Here is a 17,632-nt window from a genome sequence, read left to right on the forward strand (position 1 = left end):
GGCTCCATGCCTGACCGACAGCTCATCACGGTCACGGCGCTGTGCCTGCTCGATCCCCTTCATCGCCTCCTCCTGGTCCGGAAGCGCGGTACGGCGGTCTTCATGCAGCCCGGCGGGAAACCAGAGCCGGGCGAGTCTCCGGCCGCCACCGGGGTGCGTGAGCTCTTCGAGGAACTCGGTCTCGTGGTGGCGCCGGAGGACCTCGTGCCGCTGGGCACCTGGACCGGCCGCGCAGCCAACGAGGCGGATGCACGATTGCACGCAACCGTGTTCCTGTGCCCCCTCACGGCTCCGCCCGAGCCACGGGCCGAGATCGAGGAGATCGACTGGCTGGAGCTCGATCGGACGTCGCGACGGGAGGACCTCGCGCCACTGCTGACCGAGTTCGTCGTCCCCCTCCTACGCGTCCGGTCCGGGGACCCGGGCCCGTCCTGCCGGGACTCCTAGCCGCGCTGCAGGGCCTCGGGCGCCTCCACCGCGCCGGACTGCTGCGGCGCGAACTGCGTGCGGTGCAGCTCCTCGTAGCGTCCGGCGAGCACCAGCAGCTCCTCGTGCGTGCCACGCTCCACGATCCGGCCGTCCTCGATCACGAGGATCTGGTCCGCACTGCGGATGGTGGAGAGCCGGTGGGCGATCACCATCGCCGTGCGTCCCTCGAGGGCCTCGCTCAACGCCGCCTGCACGGCGGCCTCCGACGTCGAGTCCAGGGCCGCCGTCGCCTCGTCGAGGATCACCACGCGGGGTTGGGCGAGGAGCAGACGCGCGATGGTCATGCGCTGGCGCTCCCCGCCGGAGAGGCGGTACCCGCGCTCCCCCACCATGGTGTCCAGCTGATCCGGCAGCGAGCGGATGAGCGGCTCCAGCCGGGCGCGGCGGACGGCGTCCCACACCTCGTCGTCCGTCGCATCCGGCCGCGCGAGCCGGAGATTGGTGAGGATCGTCTCGTGGAACAGGTGGCCGTCCTGCGTCACCATCCCGAGGGTCTGCCGCATCCCCGCGAAGGTCAGGTCCCGGACGTCGCGCCCCGCGAGGCGTACGGCTCCGGAGTCCACGTCGTACAGGCGTGAGAGCAGCTGGGCGATGGTGGACTTGCCGGCGCCGGAGGATCCCACCAGTGCCACGGTCTGGCCCGGTTCGATGCGGAAGGACATCCCGTGCACCACCTCCTCCCCACCGCGGGTGTCGAGGGTGGCCACCTCCTCGAGCGAGGCGAGGGAGACCTTGTCAGCGGACGGGTACCCGAAGCGGACGTCGTCGAACTCCACGGACACCGGGCCCGGCGGCACGGTTCCGGCGTCGGGCTTCTCCTGGATGAGGGGCTCGAGGTCCAGCACCTCGAACACGCGCTCGAAGCTGACCACGGCACTCATGATCTCCACGCGTGCGTTCGCGAGGCTGGTCAGCGGGGCGTAGAGGCGGGTCAGCAGCAGGGCGAGCGTGACCACGTCGCCGGTGTCCAGCTGCCCGCGGAGCGCCAGGAAACCGCCCAGTCCGTACACCAGCGCGAGCGCGAGGGCGGAGACGAGCATCAGGGCCGTGAAGAAGACGAACTGCAGCATCGCGGTGCGTACCCCGATGTCGCGGACCCGGGCGGCGCGGACCCGGAACTCCTCGGCCTCCTCGTCGGGGCGGCCGAAGAGCTTCACGAGGGTGGCACCGGGTGCCGAGAAACGCTCGGTCATCTGCGTGCTCATGGCGGAGTTGTGGTCCGCGGCCTCGCGGCGCAGTGCGGCCAGGCGGGTGCCCATGCGGCGGGCCGGGACGAGGAAGATCGGCAGCATGACCACGGCGAGCACGGTGACCAGCCAGGACGTGCTCAGCATGACCGCGAGGGTGAGGATCAGCGCCACGAGGTTGGTGACCACCCCGGAGAGCGTGCCACTGAAGGCCTGCTGCGCGCCGATCACGTCGTTGTTCAGCCGGCTCACCAGGGCGCCGGTCCGGGTGCGGGTGAAGAACGCGATGGGCATCTTCTGCACGTGGTTGAACACGGCGGTGCGGAGGTCGAGGATCACACCCTCGCCGATGCGGGCGGAGTACCAGCGGGTCACGAGGGACACGGCGGCGTCGGCGACGGCCACGAGGGCGATGACGACGGCGAGCCACACCACGGTGCGCACCTCGCCGTTCGCCACGATCACGTTCACCACCCGGCCGGCGAGCACGGGGGTGGCCACGGCCAGGAAGGCGCCGACCACGGAGAGCAGGATGAAGAGGATCAGCTTGGACCTGTAGGGCTCCGCGAAGGCGAGGATCCGGCGTACGGACTCCCTCGAGAACCCCTGCTTGCGGTCCTTCGCGGTCGAGATCTTGTACAGCGAGCTCCAGGCCGCGCCTTCCATGCTCATGGCGACTCCTCCTGTTGATGCCGTTCCCAGCTTAGGCGGCGCCACCCCCTGTTACCGACGCACGACGATCGACGACGTCGTCGGATCCGGCTACCCCGTTCTGCGCGTGCGGCGCCCCTCGTCCTCCGGCAGGTGCACCGCGAGGAGCGCCGTCAGCGCCTCGCGGTGGCGTGCATAGGCCTTGCGTCCGGCGCCCGTGACGGCATAGCTGGTGGAGCTGCCGCGGCCGTGGCCGCTCTTGCGGACGGCGACGTACCCGGCGTCGGCGAGGGCACTCATGTGCTTGGAGAGGTCGGAGTCGCCGAGCCCGAGGTGGTCCCGCAGGAACGTGAAGTCGCACGAGGTGCTCGCGCCCACCATGGCGATCGCGGCCAGCCGCTTGGGCGGGTTGAGAACGGGGTCGAGCCCGTCCAGCGGTGAACTCATGCCAGCCGCCGCCGGAGCCGCGCCGCAGCCGCCGGGTACAACCGGAACTCGTACGACCACACCACGGCGAGCGAGGTGAGGAAGATCGCGAGCAGCCCGCCGGGTGCCCCCGTCAGCTGCCACACTATCGTGGAGACCAGCACGACGGCGAGCGCCAGGAGGAGCAGGACACCGAAGACCCGCCTGATCTCCACGGGGGCACCGTCCATCGACGGCCAGGTGCCGAAACGCCGCCGGAGCACCATGGTGAGCGCCAGGAAGGCGCCGACAGCGAGCACGAGCAGTCCCATCCCCAGTACCAGCCTGCCCGTCATCAGCAGCGGGAAGGTCCCGGCGATCGCGGTGAAGTAGGCGGCCATGGCGAACGGGTACCAGGCGGGGGTGTCATAGCGGTAGGTGTACGGGGCTGCCGCTGCACGGTCTGCGGCGCGTAGGACGGCGTCTATGTTTTCCATAATGGAAAGCATGCACCGGACCGAGAACTTTCACAAGAGGAAAGTGTCGATGATGGGCGCGCAACACTTCGGAACAATAAGTGGGTGCGCCGGTGTTGATGCCGGTAGTGTTCGACCCCGCCCTCCCGGAACCCTGATCGAAGGAATGCCCATGAACCGCCGTCTGACCCTCATCGGTGCCGCTGCCGCCCTGACCCTCGCCCTCTCCGCCTGCGGATCCGACTCCTCCGGCTCGTCCGGCTCCTCCGACGACGCCTCCGCGCTGCAGCAGGTCCAGGACTCCGGCGTCCTGACCGTCGGCACCGAGGGTACCTACCGCCCCTTCAGCTTCCACGAGGACGGCAGCGGCGAGCTCACCGGGTACGACGTCGAGGTCATCACCGCCGTGGCCGAGAAGATGGGCGTGGAGGCCGAGTTCCAGGAGACCCAGTGGGACGCGATCTTCGCCGGTCTGGAGGCGGGTCGCTTCGACGTCATCGCGAACCAGGTGTCCATCACGGACGAGCGTCGTGAGGCCTACGACTTCTCAGAGCCGTACACCGTGAGCTCCGGCGTGATCGTGACCAGGGCCGACAACACCGACATCTCCTCCTTCGCGGACCTCGACGGCAAGACGACGGCGCAGTCCCTCACGAGCAACTGGAACGAGCTCGCGACGGAGAGCGGCGCGAACGTGGAGGCGGTGGAGGGGTGGGCGCAGTCGATCACCCTTCTGGAGCAGGGCCGCGTGGATGCCACCATCAACGACGAGCTGACCTACCTCGACTACCAGAAGACCAACGACAACCCGGGCATCAAGATCGCCGCGACCACCGACGAGAACTCCGAGAGCGCCGTGGCCGTGCGCAAGGGCAGCGACGACCTCGTGGACGCCATCGACACCGCTCTCGACGAGCTCCGAGCGGACGGCACCCTCGCCGAGCTCTCCGAGAAGTACTTCGGCGCCGACGTCAGCCAGTGACCCCGCAGCACCCCGGGGCCGTCACACTCGGGCCGCAGGCCCCGTGCGGGAGGGACTGACCGATGGACTGGGAGCTTGTACGGACCTCCTTCTGGCCCATGCTCTCGGGCACGCTGACGGCCACCATCCCACTGGCGCTCACGTCCTTCGTGTTCGGGCTCGCCCTGGCCCTGGTCCTCGCGATGATGCGCATCAGCGGGCAGCCGATCCTCTCGGGGATCGCCCGCTTCTACGTCTCGGTGATCCGCGGCACCCCGCTGCTGGTGCAGCTGTTCGTGATCTTCTACGGGCTCCCGTCCGTCGGCCTGACGATCGATCCGTGGCCCAGCGCCATCATCGCCTTCTCGCTGAACGTCGGGGGGTACGCGGCCGAGGTCGTTCGCGCGGCGATCCTGTCCGTACCCAAGGGGCAGTGGGAGGCCGGGCACACCATCGGCATGTCACGCACCCTCACCCTGCGCCGGGTCATCCTCCCGCAGGCAGCCCGGGTCTCCGTGCCTCCGCTGTCCAACACCTTCATCAGCCTGGTGAAGGACACGTCCCTGGCCTCGGTGGTCCTCGTGACCGAGCTGTTCCGCGTGGCGCAGCAGATCGCCTCCTCCTCGCAGCAGTTCCTGCTCATCTACATGGAGGCGGCCGCCATCTACTGGGTGTTCTGCCTCGTCCTGTCCAGCGGCCAGTCCGCGCTCGAGAAGAGATTGGACCGCTATGTCGCCCGCTGATCCCCTGCTCACCGTCACCGGACTGCAGAAGTCCTTCGGCGACACCCAGGTCCTGAAGTCCATCGACCTGCAGCTGGAGAGCGGCACGGTGGTGGCGCTCGTCGGCCCGTCGGGGTCCGGGAAGACCACCGTGCTGCGGTGCCTGAACGGCCTCGAGACGCCCGACGGCGGGACCGTCGCCTTCGCCGGCGGTCCGTCGGTGGACTTCGGGGGCAGGGTGACCAGGAAGCAGGTGCTGTCCCTCCGGGACCGCAGCGCCATGGTGTTCCAGAACTACAACCTCTTCCCGCACATGACGGTGCTCGAGAACATCATCGAGGGCCCGGTGCAGGTCCAGAAGCGGCCGCGCAAGGAGGCCGTGGCCGACGCCGAGCGGCTCCTGGAGCGCGTGGGTCTCGCCGCGAAACGCCACGACCACCCCTTCAACCTCTCCGGCGGTCAGCAGCAGCGCGTGGGGATCGTCCGTGCGCTGGCGCTGCAGCCGGACCTGCTGCTCTTCGACGAGCCCACCTCGGCCCTGGACCCCGAGCTGGTGGGCGAGGTGCTCACCGTGATCAAGGAGCTCGCCGAGGAGAAGTGGACCATGGTGATCGTCACCCACGAACTCGCCTTCGCGCGCGAGGTGGCGGACGAGGTGGTGTTCATGGACGGTGGCGTCGTCGTGGAGCACGGGCACCCGGACCAGGTGCTGCGCGCCCCGGGGGGGGCCCGCCCCCGCCGCTTCGTGCAGCGGCTCCTCAACCCGTTCTAGGAGCGCGTTGCGCCCGAGGGACCGCCGCGGCGTCGCGTCCGGGTCGTGCGTCAGGTGCGCCCGATCCACGGCGTGTCGCCCGGCGACTCGCTCCTGTCCACCGGAACGCGTGCACGACGCCGCACCCGGCTGTGCACGCGGTGGCGCTCAGGCCGCGATGCGCTCCGGGTGCGAGTAGCAGTTCAGGGTGGTGCCGCGGCTGAAGCCCACCAGGGTGAGCCCGGAGTCGTCCGCGAGGTCGGCGGCGAGCGACGACGGCGCGCTGACCGCGGCCAGGACCGGGATCCCGGCGAGCTGCGCCTTCTGGACCAGCTCGAAGGACGCCCTGCCGGAGACCTGCAGGACGGTGCCCTTCAGGGGGAGCATCCCCTCCCGGAGCGCCCAGCCCACCACCTTGTCCACGGCGTTGTGCCGGCCCACGTCCTCGCGGAGGCACAGCAGCTCACCGTCCGCGGTGAACAGGCCGGCCGCGTGCACGCCACCGGTGCGGTCGAAGAGCTTCTGGCTCTCGCGCAACCGGTCCGGCAGGGAGGCGAGGATGCCGAGGTCGATCGACCCCGTGTCGGTGGTGAGGTCGAACCGGGAGGACTTGCGGACCGCGTCGATCGACGCCGTCCCGCAGATCCCGCACGAGCTCGAGGTGTACACGTGGCGCTCCATGGCGGTGTCGGGGAGCTCCACCCCCGGGCGGAGCTGTGCCTCCACCACGTTGAAGGTCTGCCGTCCGTCGTCGTCCACGCCCGCGCAGTAGCGCAGGCTCGGCAGCTGGCCCGGCTCCCACACCACGCCCTCGGAGACGAGGAAACCCGCCACCAGGTCGAAATCGTCGCCCGGGGTGCGCATGGTCACGGTGAACGCACTGCCCCCCAGACGGATCTCCAACGGTTCCTCACCGGCGAGGACGTCCTCGCGGTGGCCGGTCTGTGCCCCGATGCGGAACTTGGTGATGCGGCGGCGCTGCGTGACCCGGTTCATTCGACACTCCCTACCTCGGCCCTATCATTGAGGTTAGTTGACTCCAGACACCTTTCGGGACGGTCAACGCCGAGACGAGGAAGTGACGAGCGTGGCAAAAGAGGCACCGAGGGACAACATCGACGAGTCCCTGCTGACAGTGGGGGCACCGAAGACCAAGGCCGTGGGCCTGCCCGCCGTCATCAACTCCCTGAAGATCTCCTACGACCAGATGGGTGCGGTACGCAGCGCGCAGACCCTGCTGTCGGTCAACCAGAAGAAGGGCTTCGACTGCATGGGCTGCGCCTGGCCCGAGGGCGACAAGCGCCACACCGCGGAGTTCTGCGAGAACGGCGCGAAGGCGGTCGCCGAGGAGGCCACGAAGCGTACCGTTCCCCCCACGTTCTTCGCCGAGCACTCGCTGCAGGACCTCGAGACGCGCGACGACTTCTGGTTGGGCCAGCAGGGCCGCCTCACGCACCCCATGCTGCTCGACGACGGCGGCACGCACTACCGCGAGGTCGGCTGGGACGAGGCCTACCAGGTGATCGTGGAGGAGCTCGCGGCGATGGACAGCCCGGACGAGGCCATCTTCTACACCTCGGGGCGCACCTCCAACGAGGCCGCCTTCATGTACCAGCTGCTGGTGCGCGGGCTCGGCACCAACAACCTGCCCGACTGCTCCAACATGTGCCACGAGTCCTCCGGCTCCGCGCTGAACGAGACCCTCGGCGTCGGGAAGGGCACGGTCTCCCTCCTGGACATCGACACCGCGCCGCTGATCATCGTGGCCGGCCAGAATCCCGGGACCAACCACCCCCGCATGCTCACCTCGCTCGAGAAGGCGAAGAAGAACGGCGGGGCGATCGTGGCAATCAACCCGCTGCCCGAGGCCGGTCTGCTGCGCTTCGAGAACCCGCAGAACCCCATGGGCCTGCTCGGTACCCGTTTCGGCGGCGGCACGGCCCTGGCGGACGACTTCCTGCAGATCCGCATCGGCGGGGACCAGGCCCTGTTCCGTGGTCTCGGCAAGCACCTGCTGGAGCGCGAGGAAGCCACCGGCACGGTCTTCGACCACGAGTTCATCGCCCGGCACACGCTCGGTCTCGACGAGTACCTCGCCAGCCTGCGGGAGACCTCCTGGGAGGAGATCACGCTCGCGAGCGGCATCTCGAAGGCGGAGATCACCAAGCTCGGTGACCGCATGATCGCCTCCCCCGGCACGATCGTCTGCTGGGCCATGGGACTGACGCAGCACAAGCACTCGGTGGCCACGCTGCGCGACGTCGTCAACGTGCTGCTGCTCCAGGGCAACGTGGGCAAGCCGGGCGCCGGGGTGTGCCCGGTCCGCGGTCACTCCAACGTGCAGGGCGACCGCACCATGGGGATCTTCGAGCGCATGCCCGAGGCGTTCCACACCGCACTGGACGAGCGCTTCCGCTTCGAGTCGCCGCGCAGGCACGGCTTCGACACCGTGGCCGCGATCCGCGCCATGCGGGACGGCAAGGGCCGGGTGTTCATGGGGATGGGTGGCAACTTCGTCCGCGCCACCCCGGACACCAACGTCACCGAGCAGGCGCTGCGGAACACCCGCCTGACGGTGCAGGTCTCCACGAAGCTGAACCGCTCGCACGTGGTCACGGGCAGGCGCGCCCTGATCCTCCCGGCGCTCGGACGGACGGATCGCGACACCCAGGCCGGCGGCGACCAGCGCGTCACGGTGGAGGACTCCATGAGCGCGGTGCACGCCTCGCGGGGGCGCCTGAAGCCCTCGAGCTCGGAGATGCGCTCGGAGATCGAGATCGTCTGCCAGCTCGGGGATCGCCTCTTCGCCCGGAGGAACAGCCCCTTCGGCACCAACGCGCCGCAGCTGGACTGGGTGGCTGCCCAGGCCGACTACAGCGTGATCCGCGAACACATCAGCGCCGTCGTCCCCGGGTTCAAGGACTTCGAGAACCGCATCACCGAGCCCGGCGGCTTCGTCCTCCCGAACGGGCCGCGTGACAGCCGCACCTTCACCACGGCCACGGGGAAGGCGAACTTCACGGGCAACACCCTCGAGTACCCGAAGGTGCCCGAGGGCCGGTTGATCCTGCAGACGCTGCGCTCGCACGACCAGTACAACACCACGATCTACGGCAAGGACGACCGCTACCGCGGTGTCCACCACGGCCGCCGCGTGGTGTTCCTGAACCACGAGGACATCACCGAGGCCGGCCTCGCCGACGGCGACATGGTGCACCTCGTCTCGGAATGGAAGGACGGCGTGGAGCGCCGTGCCGAGGACTTCCGGGTCATCGCGTACTCCACCCCCAAGGGGTGCGCCGCCGCGTACTACCCGGAGACCAACGTGCTGGTACCCCTGGATTCCACGGCGGACGTCAGCGGGACGCCCACCTCGAAGTCGGTGATCGTGCGGCTCGAGAAGGCCGCCTGATCCAGCCACGCTGGGACGAGGAAGCGCCGGTACCCCTGACGGGTACCGGCGCTTCCTCGTCGGAGCAGGCTGGTCGGAGCAGGCTGCTCGATCGGTCCTCGGGTCAGCGCACGCCCCACGGCAGGGACAGCGCGGGGATCACGTCGCCCAGCGCGCACCCGTCCCCGGGGACGATCATGACGCCGTCGGCCGAGGCCAGCCCGCGCAGCATCCCGGACCGCTGGTGGTTGCTCGGGACCGCCCTGCCCTCCTCGACCCGGTAGGGCACCAGGCGGCTCCGGCCCGGCAGCGGTTCGAAGGCCTCGGCGACGGTCACCTCGGACGGCTGCTCGAGCGGCGCCCCGCGGAGTCCTGCGAGCAGCGGCCCGGTCACCGTGAGCATCGCCATCATGGCCGCGAGCGGGTTCCCCGGCAGTCCCACCAGGAACCGGCCGTCGGGCAGACGTGCCAGCAGCGTGGGGTGGCCGGGACGCATCGCGATGCCGTCGATGATCAGTTCCGCCCCGAGTTCCTCCAGGGCCCTGCGGATGTGGTCGGCCGAGGAGCTGCCGGTCCCTCCCGTGGTGATCAGCACGTCGCCGGAGGCCCGGGCGAGCGAGAACTCGTCGGTGGCCTCGGCGCTGATGGCCGCGACGACGTCGTCGAGGTCGTCCTTCGCCCGGCCGGCCACGTCCACGTGGCCGCCGAGCATCGCCACGAAGCCGGGCAGCTGGGGTCCGAAGGTGTCGCGCACCTGGCCCGGCCCCGGCAGACCGTGCTCGATCACCTCGTCCCCGGTCATGAGCAGCGAGACCCTCGGTGCACGGAGCACCGTGAGCGTGTCGTGCCCGCACACGGCCGCGAGCGCGATCTGCGCGGGGTTGAGCACCACCCCGGCGGGGATGGCCTCCAGCCCCACCTCGGCCTCCTCCCCCGCCGGCCGGATGTGCTCCTGGGGAGCGGGCTCGTCGGGGCGGGCGGTCGCGTTGCGGTCCAGCACGTCCCCCCGCACGGACCCGCGTTCGGTGCGCAGGATGCCCACGGTGTTCTGGGGCACCACGCCGCCGGTGAGGATGAAGGTCGCCTCGCCGGGCTCGAGCGACACCTGCCCCGAGGCGGCATGCGGTGCATGCCGTCCGCGGTGGTCCTCCTCGGGTTCCACGGAGACCAGCTTCCAGGGTGGCTCCCCGTTGACCGCCCAGCCGTCCATGGCGGACGAGGCGTAGTGGGGCATGGCCTGCAGGGTGTGGATCGGCTCCGCCAGGACCTGCCCCAGGGCGTCCGCGAGGTTGACCGTCTGGAAGGGCAGCGCGTGCCCGGCGTCGTGGGCGAGGGCTCGCGCGGTACCCCAGTCGACGTCGTGCCCTCCGCTCCCGCTCACTCGGAGCCTTCTTCCGCCGCCGTCTCCGCACACAGGGCCTCGGCCACCGCGATGGCGGAGCGCATCGCGACCTGCTCCTCGGCCTGTCCGCTGGCCACCGCGAGTCCAGCCGCATAGCCCACCACGAAGGTGGTCAGGGGTGCTGCCGGTCGTACGACCCCGTGGGCGGCCTTCGCCGCGAGGTCCAGCACCGCGTCGATGTCCACCTCGGTGCCGTCGATCTCGAAGGAGACGAGCAGCTTCTCGGTCCAGTCGTGCAGCAGCTTCTGGCGATCGTCCATGGGGCCCTCCCGGGCATTCCTAGGGGACGTCGACGCCCAGCTCTCGTGCATCAGCCCAGGTGTCGACGTCGCGGGTGGTGCCCGGCGGAACCGGGACCGGTCTGGTCCTCACACTAGCAAGGAGGCTGCGTATCGACAGATTGTCGGCGCTCCCCCGGGCCAGGACCGCCTCGATCGCGTCCCGGAGATCGTCGGTGCGGTAGAGCGCTGCGAGAGGTTGCTCGCGGCCCCCGTCCACCGGGACGAGCGACGCCGCCCGTCCTCGCGCGCGGCCTCGGCGAGCAGGATCGTCAGGAGCTCGGCGCGCGCGGCACGTCGCAGGCGACGACCACGCACCACGGAGCCCTGGCCGCCCCGCCGTCGGCGCCGGCCGGTCCTGGGTGGGCGCGGAACCCCGCCACCAGGGCAGCAGCGGGACCGGTGAACGGCGGGGCCTCCCCCCCGGGGGACCCCGCCGTCCCCCCCGCGCCCCGCCCCCCTCCCCCCGGGCGGGCCCCACCAGCGTCCGGGGCCGGGCGGCGGACAGCGCGGCGCGGGGGCGCGCGAGCGGGGGCCTCCCCCCGGGGACCGGACCCGCCTCCGCCACTCCGCCGAGCCGGGAGGAGCGGCCACCGGCGAGGATGACGGCGTCGAACTGCGGCGCGGGCCCGCTCATGCGGCGGTCTCCGAGAGGAAGGCGCTCCACTGCGGTGCGGGTCTCTCCAGCTCGCGGATCTGCCACTGCGGCCCCCTCGGCGGCAGCGGCACGATCCGCAGCTTCCAGCCCAGGCTGCCGAGGGTCTTGTCGCTCTTCGCGTTGTTGCACCTCAGGCAGCAGGCCACCAGGTTCTCCCAGGTGTCCGCCCCGCCGCGCGAGCGCGGCATCACGTGGTCGATGGTGGAGGCCGCCTTGCCGCAGTAGGCACACAGGTGGTTGTCGCGGCGCAGCACCCCCCGGCGTGTGGCTGCCACGTCCTGCCGGTACGGGATCTTCACGTAGCGGTTGAGCAGGATCACCGAGGGTCTGCCGAGCACGTCGGTGGGGCCGATCACCGGATCGTCGTCCTCCGCCACCACGCTGGCCTTCCCCGTGAGCACGAGCACCAGCGCCCGGCGGAACGTGACCACCGCCAGTGGTTCATACCCTGCATTCAGAACAAGAGTGCGCATGAAGTGAGCCTCATCGCTGACCTGTCCCCCACCAGCCGGTTGCCGTCCCGGTGTTCGGGAGAAGTGCTTCGGATTGACACTGCAAGGGTAAGCCGGACACCGGCGTGCCGCTAATCGGCGTACCACCCGGTACCAGGTGGTAAGGGAGCCGACCGCTGCGGGCATTCGCCCAGCCGATCGGACCTCCTCCGGCCGCGATCCACGCGTTCCCGGCACCGACGGAGGGACCGGCACCGACGGGTGCCGGTCCCTTCATCGGGGTCTGCCGACGGGTCAGCCGCCGACGCGGATGTAGACACCGCCGGAGCCGAGCTCGGCCGGCGCGATCACCGTGGAGTTGCCGTTGAACCCGCCGTGGACGGCCTGGCCGTTGCCGATGTACACCGCGATGTGGGCCATGCCCATGCCGCCGTCGGCGTAGTAGATGAGGTCACCCGGGACGGCCACACGGGCGCTGACGGTGCGGCCGAGGGAGAGGTACCCGGCGGGCCAGTCGTGGAAGGTGATGCCCGCCGCGGCCAGGGCGTTGCTCACCAGTCGCGTGCAGTCCTGCTGCACACCCACCTGGTTCTTGGCGGCTGCGGCGATGGTCGCGGCGACGCCGGAGGGTGCGGCGGGCGCGGGTGCCGGCGCAGGAGCCGGTGCTGGCGCAGGAGCTGGCGCAGGAGCCGGTGCAGGAGCCGGTGCAGGAGCCGGTGCTGGCGCGATGTATGCGCCCTGCACCACGGGGGCGGGGGCCGGTACCACCTGGACGGGCGGCTCCACGGGTGCGACGACGACCGGCGGAGCGACGGCCGCCGCTGCCGGTACCTCCACCGCGGGAGTCTCCACGACGGGTGCCGCGACCACCGGGGCCGCGACGGGCACCTCGACCGGGGCAACGACAACGGGCACCTCGGCGACGACCTCCGGCACGGGGGCCTCGACGACGGGCGCCTCGACGACCGGCGCCTCCACAATCGGGGCCTCGATGACCGGCGCCTCGACGATGGGGGCCTCGACCACGGGGGTGACGACGACCGGTGCCACCACGGGTGCCTTCCGTACGGGCCTGGCCTTGATCCTGACCGGCGTCCTGCTGAAGGCCGGCGAGCTCCGGGTCGAGGCGACGACGGCGGCGCGGACCGAGACCAGCGCGGTGTTCGAGACCACCGCTTCACGCTGCGGTTCGATCTCCGCGGCGTTGGCGGCATTGGCGGCGATGCCGCCGGACAGGATGAGGCCGGACGCCGCGGCGAACACGGCGGCCTTGCGGCCCATTCCGCCGGCGGTGGTCGTGGGGGCGTTGCGGTGGCGGGCGGTCCTTGCACTTGCGGGCATGAGGAATCTCCGGGGTGAGGGCTGGTTCAGCGGACGCGGATGGAGCGGACGCCGTCGAGGACGGGCACTGCGAAGGACGGGAACGCGCACTCGGCGGTGACGGCTCGCCGGCGGGTCGCCGGGCCGGGGGGCGGCGCCGTCGGGGGGGACGGGACAGCCGGCATGCCGGAGGGCCCGGACGCACGACGGCCCGGAGAAGAGCTTCTGGACACGTTGGATTGCCTCTCCCAACGCCTACGAGGTGAGCTGTCGGGTTCGGATGGGAGTCACCCGGCCGCTGCACGCACAGCGGCTTAACCCCGAGGATCTCCGGTCGGAGATCCGAGAACTTGGTTCCCCCGCCTCTGCCATGCGATGGTGCGGACGGACCTCGGTCAATGGCAGAGCTGGGCGAGTTGCACGAGGTTCCGGACCTCGATCGGCCCGGCATGATTGGAGGCTATCCCAGGAATCGGGGTGTGTCACGGTCTGATCACGAACTGGTGATGAACGGGTGACGATCTTGAGCTACCCGCGGGAAACCTGCGCTTCGGGTGCGGCGGTGGCGCTCTACTCCGCGACCGAGACGAACACGTGCGCCGCGACCTCCGGCGGGAGTTCCAGCGCACCCTCGACCTGCGGCACACGCACGGAGACGTACCCACCCACCGACTCGAGACCCAGCTGCGCACCCGGCCGCAGCCCCCCCTCGTCGAGCTGGGTGAGCAGCTCGGGGTCCACCTGGATCGGCTCGGCGAGGCGCACCAGGGTCACGCGCTGTCCCGGGACGTACCCCTCCATCGCCGCGAGCAGGGTGACCACGCCGTCGGTGAACTTCTCCGACTCCACGCCCCCGATGCCCTCGAGCCCCGGGATCGGGTTGCCGTAGGGGGATTCGGAGGGCTTGCCGAGCAGTTCGTAGAGCCGCCGTTCCACGCGTTCGCTCATCACGTGCTCCCAGCGGCAGGCCTCCTCGTGGACGTAGGCCCAGTCGAGGCCGATCACGTCGCTCAGCAGTCGCTCGGCGAGCCGGTGCTTGCGCATCACCTCCGTGGCACGGCGCCGCCCGAGCCCCGTCAGTTCCAGGTGGCGGTCCCCCGAGACGACCACGAGGCCGTCGCGCTCCATTCGCCCGATCGTCTGGGAGACCGTGGGCCCGGAATGGCGGAGCCGCTCGGCGATCCGTGCCCGGAGGGCCACGATGTTCTCCTCCTCGAGCTCGAGGATGGTCCGCAGGTACATCTCGGTGGTGTCGATGAGGTCCGTCATGCGGTTCAGCTCCTTGGTGCGGTGCGGATGCGGGGCCGGACTGCTCCACGCCGGTTCCGGGGCCCGGCCTCGCCGGCGGCCCATGCCTCCCAAGGTAACGTATGGCGTTCTGCGCCCGGCAATCCCCGGCGGCCCCGTCCGGGCGGGTGGGGGGCCCGTCGCGGTCACGTTCACAAATGGAGCGCGGGAGCGGTGCTGGGGCAGAATGAGGGGCGTCACCCGCCCCTTCAGCCGCTGGAGCACCATGAGCGATCTGCCCCGCATCCCCGCACACCTCCTGCCCGCGGACGGCCGGTTCGGGGCAGGGCCCTCCAAGGTCAGGAGCGCTCAGCTCGACGCCCTGGTGGCGGCCGGCAGCTCCCTGCTGGGCACCTCGCACCGCCAGCGACCCGTGCGGGATCTCGTGGGCAGTGTGCGCGGGGGCCTCAGCACATTCTTCGGCGCCCCGGACGGCTACGAGGTTGTGCTCGGCGTGGGCGGTTCCACGGCGTTCTGGGACGTGGCGAGCTTCGGCCTCGTGGAGCGCAGGGCGCAGCACCTCTCCTTCGGCGAGTTCGGGTCCAAGTTCGCCGCCGCGACCACCAACGCCCCGTTCCTCGAGGCCTCGACCATCATCTCCTCCGCTCCCGGCACCCGCCCGGAGCCGGTGGCGGAGGCGGGCGTGGACACCTACGCCTGGCCGCAGAACGAGACCTCCACCGGCGTCGCCGCCCCGGTACGGAGGGTCGAGGGCGCGGACGACGGCGCGCTGGTGCTCGTCGACGCCACCTCGGCGGCGGGCGGACTAGACGTCGACGTGGCCCAGGCGGACGTCTACTACTTCGCGCCGCAGAAGAACTTCGCCTCCGACGGCGGTCTGTGGCTCGGCCTCTTCTCCCCCGCAGCACTGGAGCGCGCCGCACGGATCCGGGCGTCCGGGCGGTGGATCCCGGACTTCCTAGACCTGCAGACCGCGATCGACAACTCGCGGCTGAACCAGACGTACAACACGCCGTCGCTCTCCACGCTGGTCGCGCTCGACGCGCAGGTGCAGTGGCTGAACGCCGAGGGCGGTCTCCCGTTCGCCGCCGCGCGTACCGCCGATTCCGCCGGGCGGCTCTATGCCTGGGCCGAGGCCTCGCCCGTGGCCGCCCCGTACGTGAGCCGCACCGAGGACCGCTCCAACGTGATCGTGACCATCGACTTCGCCGACGGTGTCGACGCCACACGCATCGCCGCGATCCTCCGTGCCAACGGCGTCGTGGACGTCGAGCCGTACCGCAAGCTGGGCCGCAACCAGCTGCGGATCGCCACCTTCGTGGCCATCGAGCCCGACGACGTCTCCGCCCTCATCGCCTGCATCGACCACGTGGTGGACACGCTGCTCTAGGGTGCCCGGTCGTCGTCGCCCTCGTGGGTGAGGCGCAGGCGACGCGGGGTGGCACGGTCGTAGCGCAGCCGCACCTCGTGGTAGCGCCAGGCCCAGAAGATCCCGACGGCGGCCGCGAGCAGACCTGCCAGGGCGGCCACCCCGAGGCTCCAGCGGGGGCCGAACATGTCGGAGACCCACCCCACCACGGGGGCACCCAGGGGTGTCCCGCCGAGGAAGATCGCGAAGTACAGGGCCATGACGCGGCCGCGCATCACGGGGGTGGTGGTGGTCTGCACGTAGGCGTTGGCGCTGGTCATGAGGGTCAGCGCGAACAGGCCCACCGGCACGAGGCTCAGGCCGAAGAGCCAGAGGTTCGGTGCCAGCGCGGCCGCGATGCAGGAGACCCCGAAGGCCGCCGAGGCACCGAAGACGAACCGCAGGCGGGGCCGGTCACGCCGTGCGGACAGGAGCGCCCCCGCCACCGATCCCACCGCCATGACCGAGGAGAGCACACCGAAGACCCCGGCGTCCTGACCGAACTCCGTGCGCGCCATCGCGGCGATGTAGACGGCGAAGTTGAGGCCGAAGGTCCCCACGATGAAGATCGCGAGCATCACCACCATGAGGTCCGGCCGTTGCCGGACGTAGCGGAAACCCTCCCGGATCCGGCCCTTGCCCGGGAGGGAGCGTGGCTGCACGTTCAACTCCGAGCTGCGCATCGCGACCAGCACGTAGACCATGGCCCCGAAGGTCAGGGCGTTGATGAGGAACACCCAGCCCGGTCCGACGCCGGCGGTGAGGAGGCCGGCGACGGCGGGTCCGATCATGCGGGCACCGTTGAAGGAGGCGCTGTTCAGCGCCACGGCGTTGGGCAGGTAGTCGTCCCGCACGAGTTCGGACACGAATGCCTGCCGCGCCGGGGCATCGAAGGCGGAGACGATCCCGAGGGCCAGGGCGAAGGCGTAGACGTGCCAGAGCACCGCGACGTCCAGGAGCACCATCAGTCCCAGGCCTATCCCCAGCAGGGCCATGGCCACCTGCGTGACGGCCAGCAGCCGGCGCCGGTCCACGGAGTCCGCCACCAGGCCCGCCCACGGTGCGATCACGAGTTGCGGGCCGAGCTGCAGGGCCATCACGATCCCCAGGGCCGAGGCGTTCTGCTCGGTGAGGATGTCGTAGACCAGCCAGTCCTGCGCGGTGCGCTGCATCCAGGTGCCGATGTTGGAGATCAGCGCCCCGACGAACCAGAGACGGTAGTTGTGGACGCCCAGGGACCGGAAGGTGCTCATGCGCCCCCCCCGGCCCCGCACGGCGCACCCGTCACGCGGTGTCGGACCGGTCCGGGACCTCGCCCGCGCCCGTGGACGCGGCGTCGGGGCCGCCGGGGCCGCCCGCCGCAGGACCGGGCACGCCCACCTCGGGTGTGAGCTCGTCCGCGCCCACCACCGGGGCGCCGTCCACGCCTCCGGCATCCGGCTGCTCCTCGGGCTGGGAGTCCTCCGGCCGCACGCGCTCGGACCACGGCAGCCACTCGGGTGCGATGAGCGACGTGGCGGAGGGCAGCAGGCCCACCTCGCACACCGTCACCTCCTTGCCCCGCGCCCCCCGGGCCGCCGTGGCGACCCCCCGCCCCCCGCCGTACCCGGGGACGAACGCCTCGAAGCGGTGGGTGACCAGGCGTTCACCCTCGACGACGGCGGAGACGTGGCGTCCCACCTGCGCCTCCGGCACCACCTCGAGCACACCGAGGCGGGCCCGCTCGGACGCGGCCTCGAGGACGGCGTCCGACTTCGGGATCCCGCGGGCTGCACGCGGCCTCCGGGGCGCGGCGGGGGTCGCGTCCGTGCTGGACGGGGCGGTGCCGGCGGT

17 protein-coding genes and 1 riboswitch are annotated in these 17,632 nt (G+C 71.0%); of the genes, 6 read left to right on the forward strand and 11 right to left on the reverse strand.

The window, feature by feature from the left end:
- Positions 1–6: 6 nt before the first annotated feature.
- Positions 7–447 (forward strand): NUDIX hydrolase, encoded by a 441-nt coding sequence (locus AC792_RS02065; RefSeq protein WP_049828915.1) that lies wholly within the window; start codon positions 7–9, stop codon positions 445–447.
- Here the strand turns inward: AC792_RS02065 and AC792_RS02070 are convergent.
- The 3 genes from AC792_RS02070 to AC792_RS02080 all read right to left on the reverse strand — a co-directional run bounded on the left by AC792_RS02070 (position 444) and on the right by AC792_RS02080 (position 3,229).
- Entirely contained in the window at positions 444–2,348 is a 1,905-nt protein-coding gene (locus AC792_RS02070; RefSeq protein ID WP_049828916.1) for an ABC transporter ATP-binding protein, read from the reverse strand. The genes AC792_RS02065 and AC792_RS02070 overlap by 4 nt on opposite strands.
- 90 nt (positions 2,349–2,438) lie before the next feature.
- The gene (locus AC792_RS02075) at positions 2,439–2,774 is read right to left on the reverse strand and encodes a transcriptional regulator (RefSeq protein ID WP_049828917.1); all 336 of its coding nucleotides are present in this window, start codon (positions 2,772–2,774) and stop codon (positions 2,439–2,441) included.
- Positions 2,771–3,229: a hypothetical protein gene (locus AC792_RS02080; protein WP_152915975.1), complete on the reverse strand. Its 459-nt coding sequence runs from the start codon at positions 3,227–3,229 to the stop codon at positions 2,771–2,773. The genes AC792_RS02075 and AC792_RS02080 overlap by 4 nt, the downstream gene beginning before the upstream one ends.
- Before the next feature lie 151 nt (positions 3,230–3,380).
- Between AC792_RS02080 and AC792_RS02085 the strand changes: the two genes are divergently transcribed.
- From AC792_RS02085 to AC792_RS02095, 3 genes are all read left to right on the forward strand, one after another.
- Positions 3,381–4,190: an amino acid ABC transporter substrate-binding protein gene (locus AC792_RS02085; protein ID WP_049828919.1), complete on the forward strand. Its 810-nt coding sequence runs from the start codon at positions 3,381–3,383 to the stop codon at positions 4,188–4,190.
- 62 nt (positions 4,191–4,252) lie between these two features.
- The gene (locus AC792_RS02090) at positions 4,253–4,912 is read left to right on the forward strand and encodes an amino acid ABC transporter permease (RefSeq protein ID WP_049828920.1); all 660 of its coding nucleotides are present in this window, start codon (positions 4,253–4,255) and stop codon (positions 4,910–4,912) included.
- Positions 4,899–5,663: an amino acid ABC transporter ATP-binding protein gene (locus AC792_RS02095; protein WP_049828921.1), complete on the forward strand. Its 765-nt coding sequence runs from the start codon at positions 4,899–4,901 to the stop codon at positions 5,661–5,663. The genes AC792_RS02090 and AC792_RS02095 overlap by 14 nt, the downstream gene beginning before the upstream one ends.
- A gap of 147 nt (positions 5,664–5,810) precedes the next feature.
- On the opposite strand, the gene fdhD is transcribed toward AC792_RS02095, so the two are convergent.
- A complete protein-coding gene (fdhD, locus tag AC792_RS02100) occupies positions 5,811–6,638 on the reverse strand; it encodes a formate dehydrogenase accessory sulfurtransferase FdhD (RefSeq protein ID WP_049828922.1) in 828 nt (275 codons plus the stop codon).
- 91 nt (positions 6,639–6,729) lie between these two features.
- Between fdhD and AC792_RS02105 the strand changes: the two genes are divergently transcribed.
- The gene (locus AC792_RS02105; RefSeq protein ID WP_049828944.1) at positions 6,730–9,054 is read left to right on the forward strand and encodes an FdhF/YdeP family oxidoreductase; all 2,325 of its coding nucleotides are present in this window, start codon (positions 6,730–6,732) and stop codon (positions 9,052–9,054) included.
- 103 nt (positions 9,055–9,157) lie between these two features.
- Here AC792_RS02105 and AC792_RS02110 read toward each other — a convergent pair whose 3' ends face one another.
- From AC792_RS02110 to AC792_RS02135, 5 genes are all read right to left on the reverse strand, one after another.
- The gene (locus AC792_RS02110) at positions 9,158–10,414 is read right to left on the reverse strand and encodes a molybdopterin molybdotransferase MoeA (RefSeq protein WP_049828923.1); all 1,257 of its coding nucleotides are present in this window, start codon (positions 10,412–10,414) and stop codon (positions 9,158–9,160) included.
- Entirely contained in the window at positions 10,411–10,695 is a 285-nt protein-coding gene (locus AC792_RS02115) for a DUF6457 domain-containing protein (RefSeq protein WP_049828924.1), read from the reverse strand. The genes AC792_RS02110 and AC792_RS02115 overlap by 4 nt, the downstream gene beginning before the upstream one ends.
- A 651-nt stretch (positions 10,696–11,346) precedes the next feature.
- Positions 11,347–11,844 carry an HNH endonuclease gene (locus AC792_RS02125; protein WP_049828926.1) on the reverse strand — a complete coding sequence of 166 codons (498 nt, stop codon included), beginning with the start codon at positions 11,842–11,844 and terminating at the stop codon, positions 11,347–11,349.
- A gap of 273 nt (positions 11,845–12,117) precedes the next feature.
- A complete protein-coding gene (locus AC792_RS02130; protein ID WP_442853590.1) occupies positions 12,118–13,164 on the reverse strand; it encodes an NlpC/P60 family protein in 1,047 nt (348 codons plus the stop codon).
- Positions 13,165–13,381: 217 nt separating this feature from the next.
- Positions 13,382–13,550: riboswitch (cyclic di-AMP (ydaO/yuaA leader) on the reverse strand.
- A 163-nt stretch (positions 13,551–13,713) separates the two neighbouring features.
- Positions 13,714–14,412 (reverse strand): metal-dependent transcriptional regulator, encoded by a 699-nt coding sequence (locus tag AC792_RS02135; protein WP_049828928.1) that lies wholly within the window; start codon positions 14,410–14,412, stop codon positions 13,714–13,716.
- A 244-nt stretch (positions 14,413–14,656) separates the two neighbouring features.
- Here AC792_RS02135 and serC point away from each other — a divergent pair, with 244 nt between their 5' ends.
- Entirely contained in the window at positions 14,657–15,781 is a 1,125-nt protein-coding gene (gene serC, locus AC792_RS02140) for a phosphoserine transaminase (RefSeq protein ID WP_049828945.1), read from the forward strand.
- Here the strand turns inward: serC and AC792_RS02145 are convergent.
- Positions 15,778–17,052, reverse strand: a complete 1,275-nt coding sequence (locus AC792_RS02145; protein WP_049828929.1) for an MFS transporter — start codon at positions 17,050–17,052, stop codon at positions 15,778–15,780. The genes serC and AC792_RS02145 overlap by 4 nt on opposite strands.
- A 31-nt stretch (positions 17,053–17,083) precedes the next feature.
- A partial coding sequence (locus tag AC792_RS02150) for a DUF3027 domain-containing protein (RefSeq protein ID WP_049828930.1) occupies positions 17,084–17,632 on the reverse strand: 549 nt, incomplete at its 5' end.

The organism is Arthrobacter sp. RIT-PI-e (assembly GCF_001187915.1).
Classification (GTDB): Bacteria; Actinomycetota; Actinomycetes; order Actinomycetales; family Micrococcaceae; genus Arthrobacter_D.

Excerpts from the sequence above, each read along its gene's own strand:
- AC792_RS02065 (WP_049828915.1), top strand. The coding sequence starts at position 7 with ATGCCTGACCGACAGCTCATCACGGTCACGGCGCTGTGCCTGCTCGAT.
- AC792_RS02070 (WP_049828916.1), bottom strand. The coding sequence starts at position 2,348 with ATGAGCATGGAAGGCGCGGCCTGGAGCTCGCTGTACAAGATCTCGACC.
- AC792_RS02075 (WP_049828917.1), bottom strand. The coding sequence starts at position 2,774 with ATGAGTTCACCGCTGGACGGGCTCGACCCCGTTCTCAACCCGCCCAAG.
- AC792_RS02080 (WP_152915975.1), bottom strand. The coding sequence starts at position 3,229 with ATGGAAAACATAGACGCCGTCCTACGCGCCGCAGACCGTGCAGCGGCA.
- AC792_RS02085 (WP_049828919.1), top strand. The coding sequence starts at position 3,381 with ATGAACCGCCGTCTGACCCTCATCGGTGCCGCTGCCGCCCTGACCCTC.
- AC792_RS02090 (WP_049828920.1), top strand. The coding sequence starts at position 4,253 with ATGGACTGGGAGCTTGTACGGACCTCCTTCTGGCCCATGCTCTCGGGC.
- AC792_RS02095 (WP_049828921.1), top strand. The coding sequence starts at position 4,899 with ATGTCGCCCGCTGATCCCCTGCTCACCGTCACCGGACTGCAGAAGTCC.
- fdhD (WP_049828922.1), bottom strand. The coding sequence starts at position 6,638 with ATGAACCGGGTCACGCAGCGCCGCCGCATCACCAAGTTCCGCATCGGG.
- AC792_RS02115 (WP_049828924.1), bottom strand. The coding sequence starts at position 10,695 with ATGGACGATCGCCAGAAGCTGCTGCACGACTGGACCGAGAAGCTGCTC.
- AC792_RS02125 (WP_049828926.1), bottom strand. The coding sequence starts at position 11,844 with ATGCGCACTCTTGTTCTGAATGCAGGGTATGAACCACTGGCGGTGGTC.
- AC792_RS02130 (WP_442853590.1), bottom strand. The coding sequence starts at position 13,164 with ATGCCCGCAAGTGCAAGGACCGCCCGCCACCGCAACGCCCCCACGACC.
- AC792_RS02135 (WP_049828928.1), bottom strand. The coding sequence starts at position 14,412 with ATGACGGACCTCATCGACACCACCGAGATGTACCTGCGGACCATCCTC.
- serC (WP_049828945.1), top strand. The coding sequence starts at position 14,657 with ATGAGCGATCTGCCCCGCATCCCCGCACACCTCCTGCCCGCGGACGGC.
- AC792_RS02145 (WP_049828929.1), bottom strand. The coding sequence starts at position 17,052 with ATGAGCACCTTCCGGTCCCTGGGCGTCCACAACTACCGTCTCTGGTTC.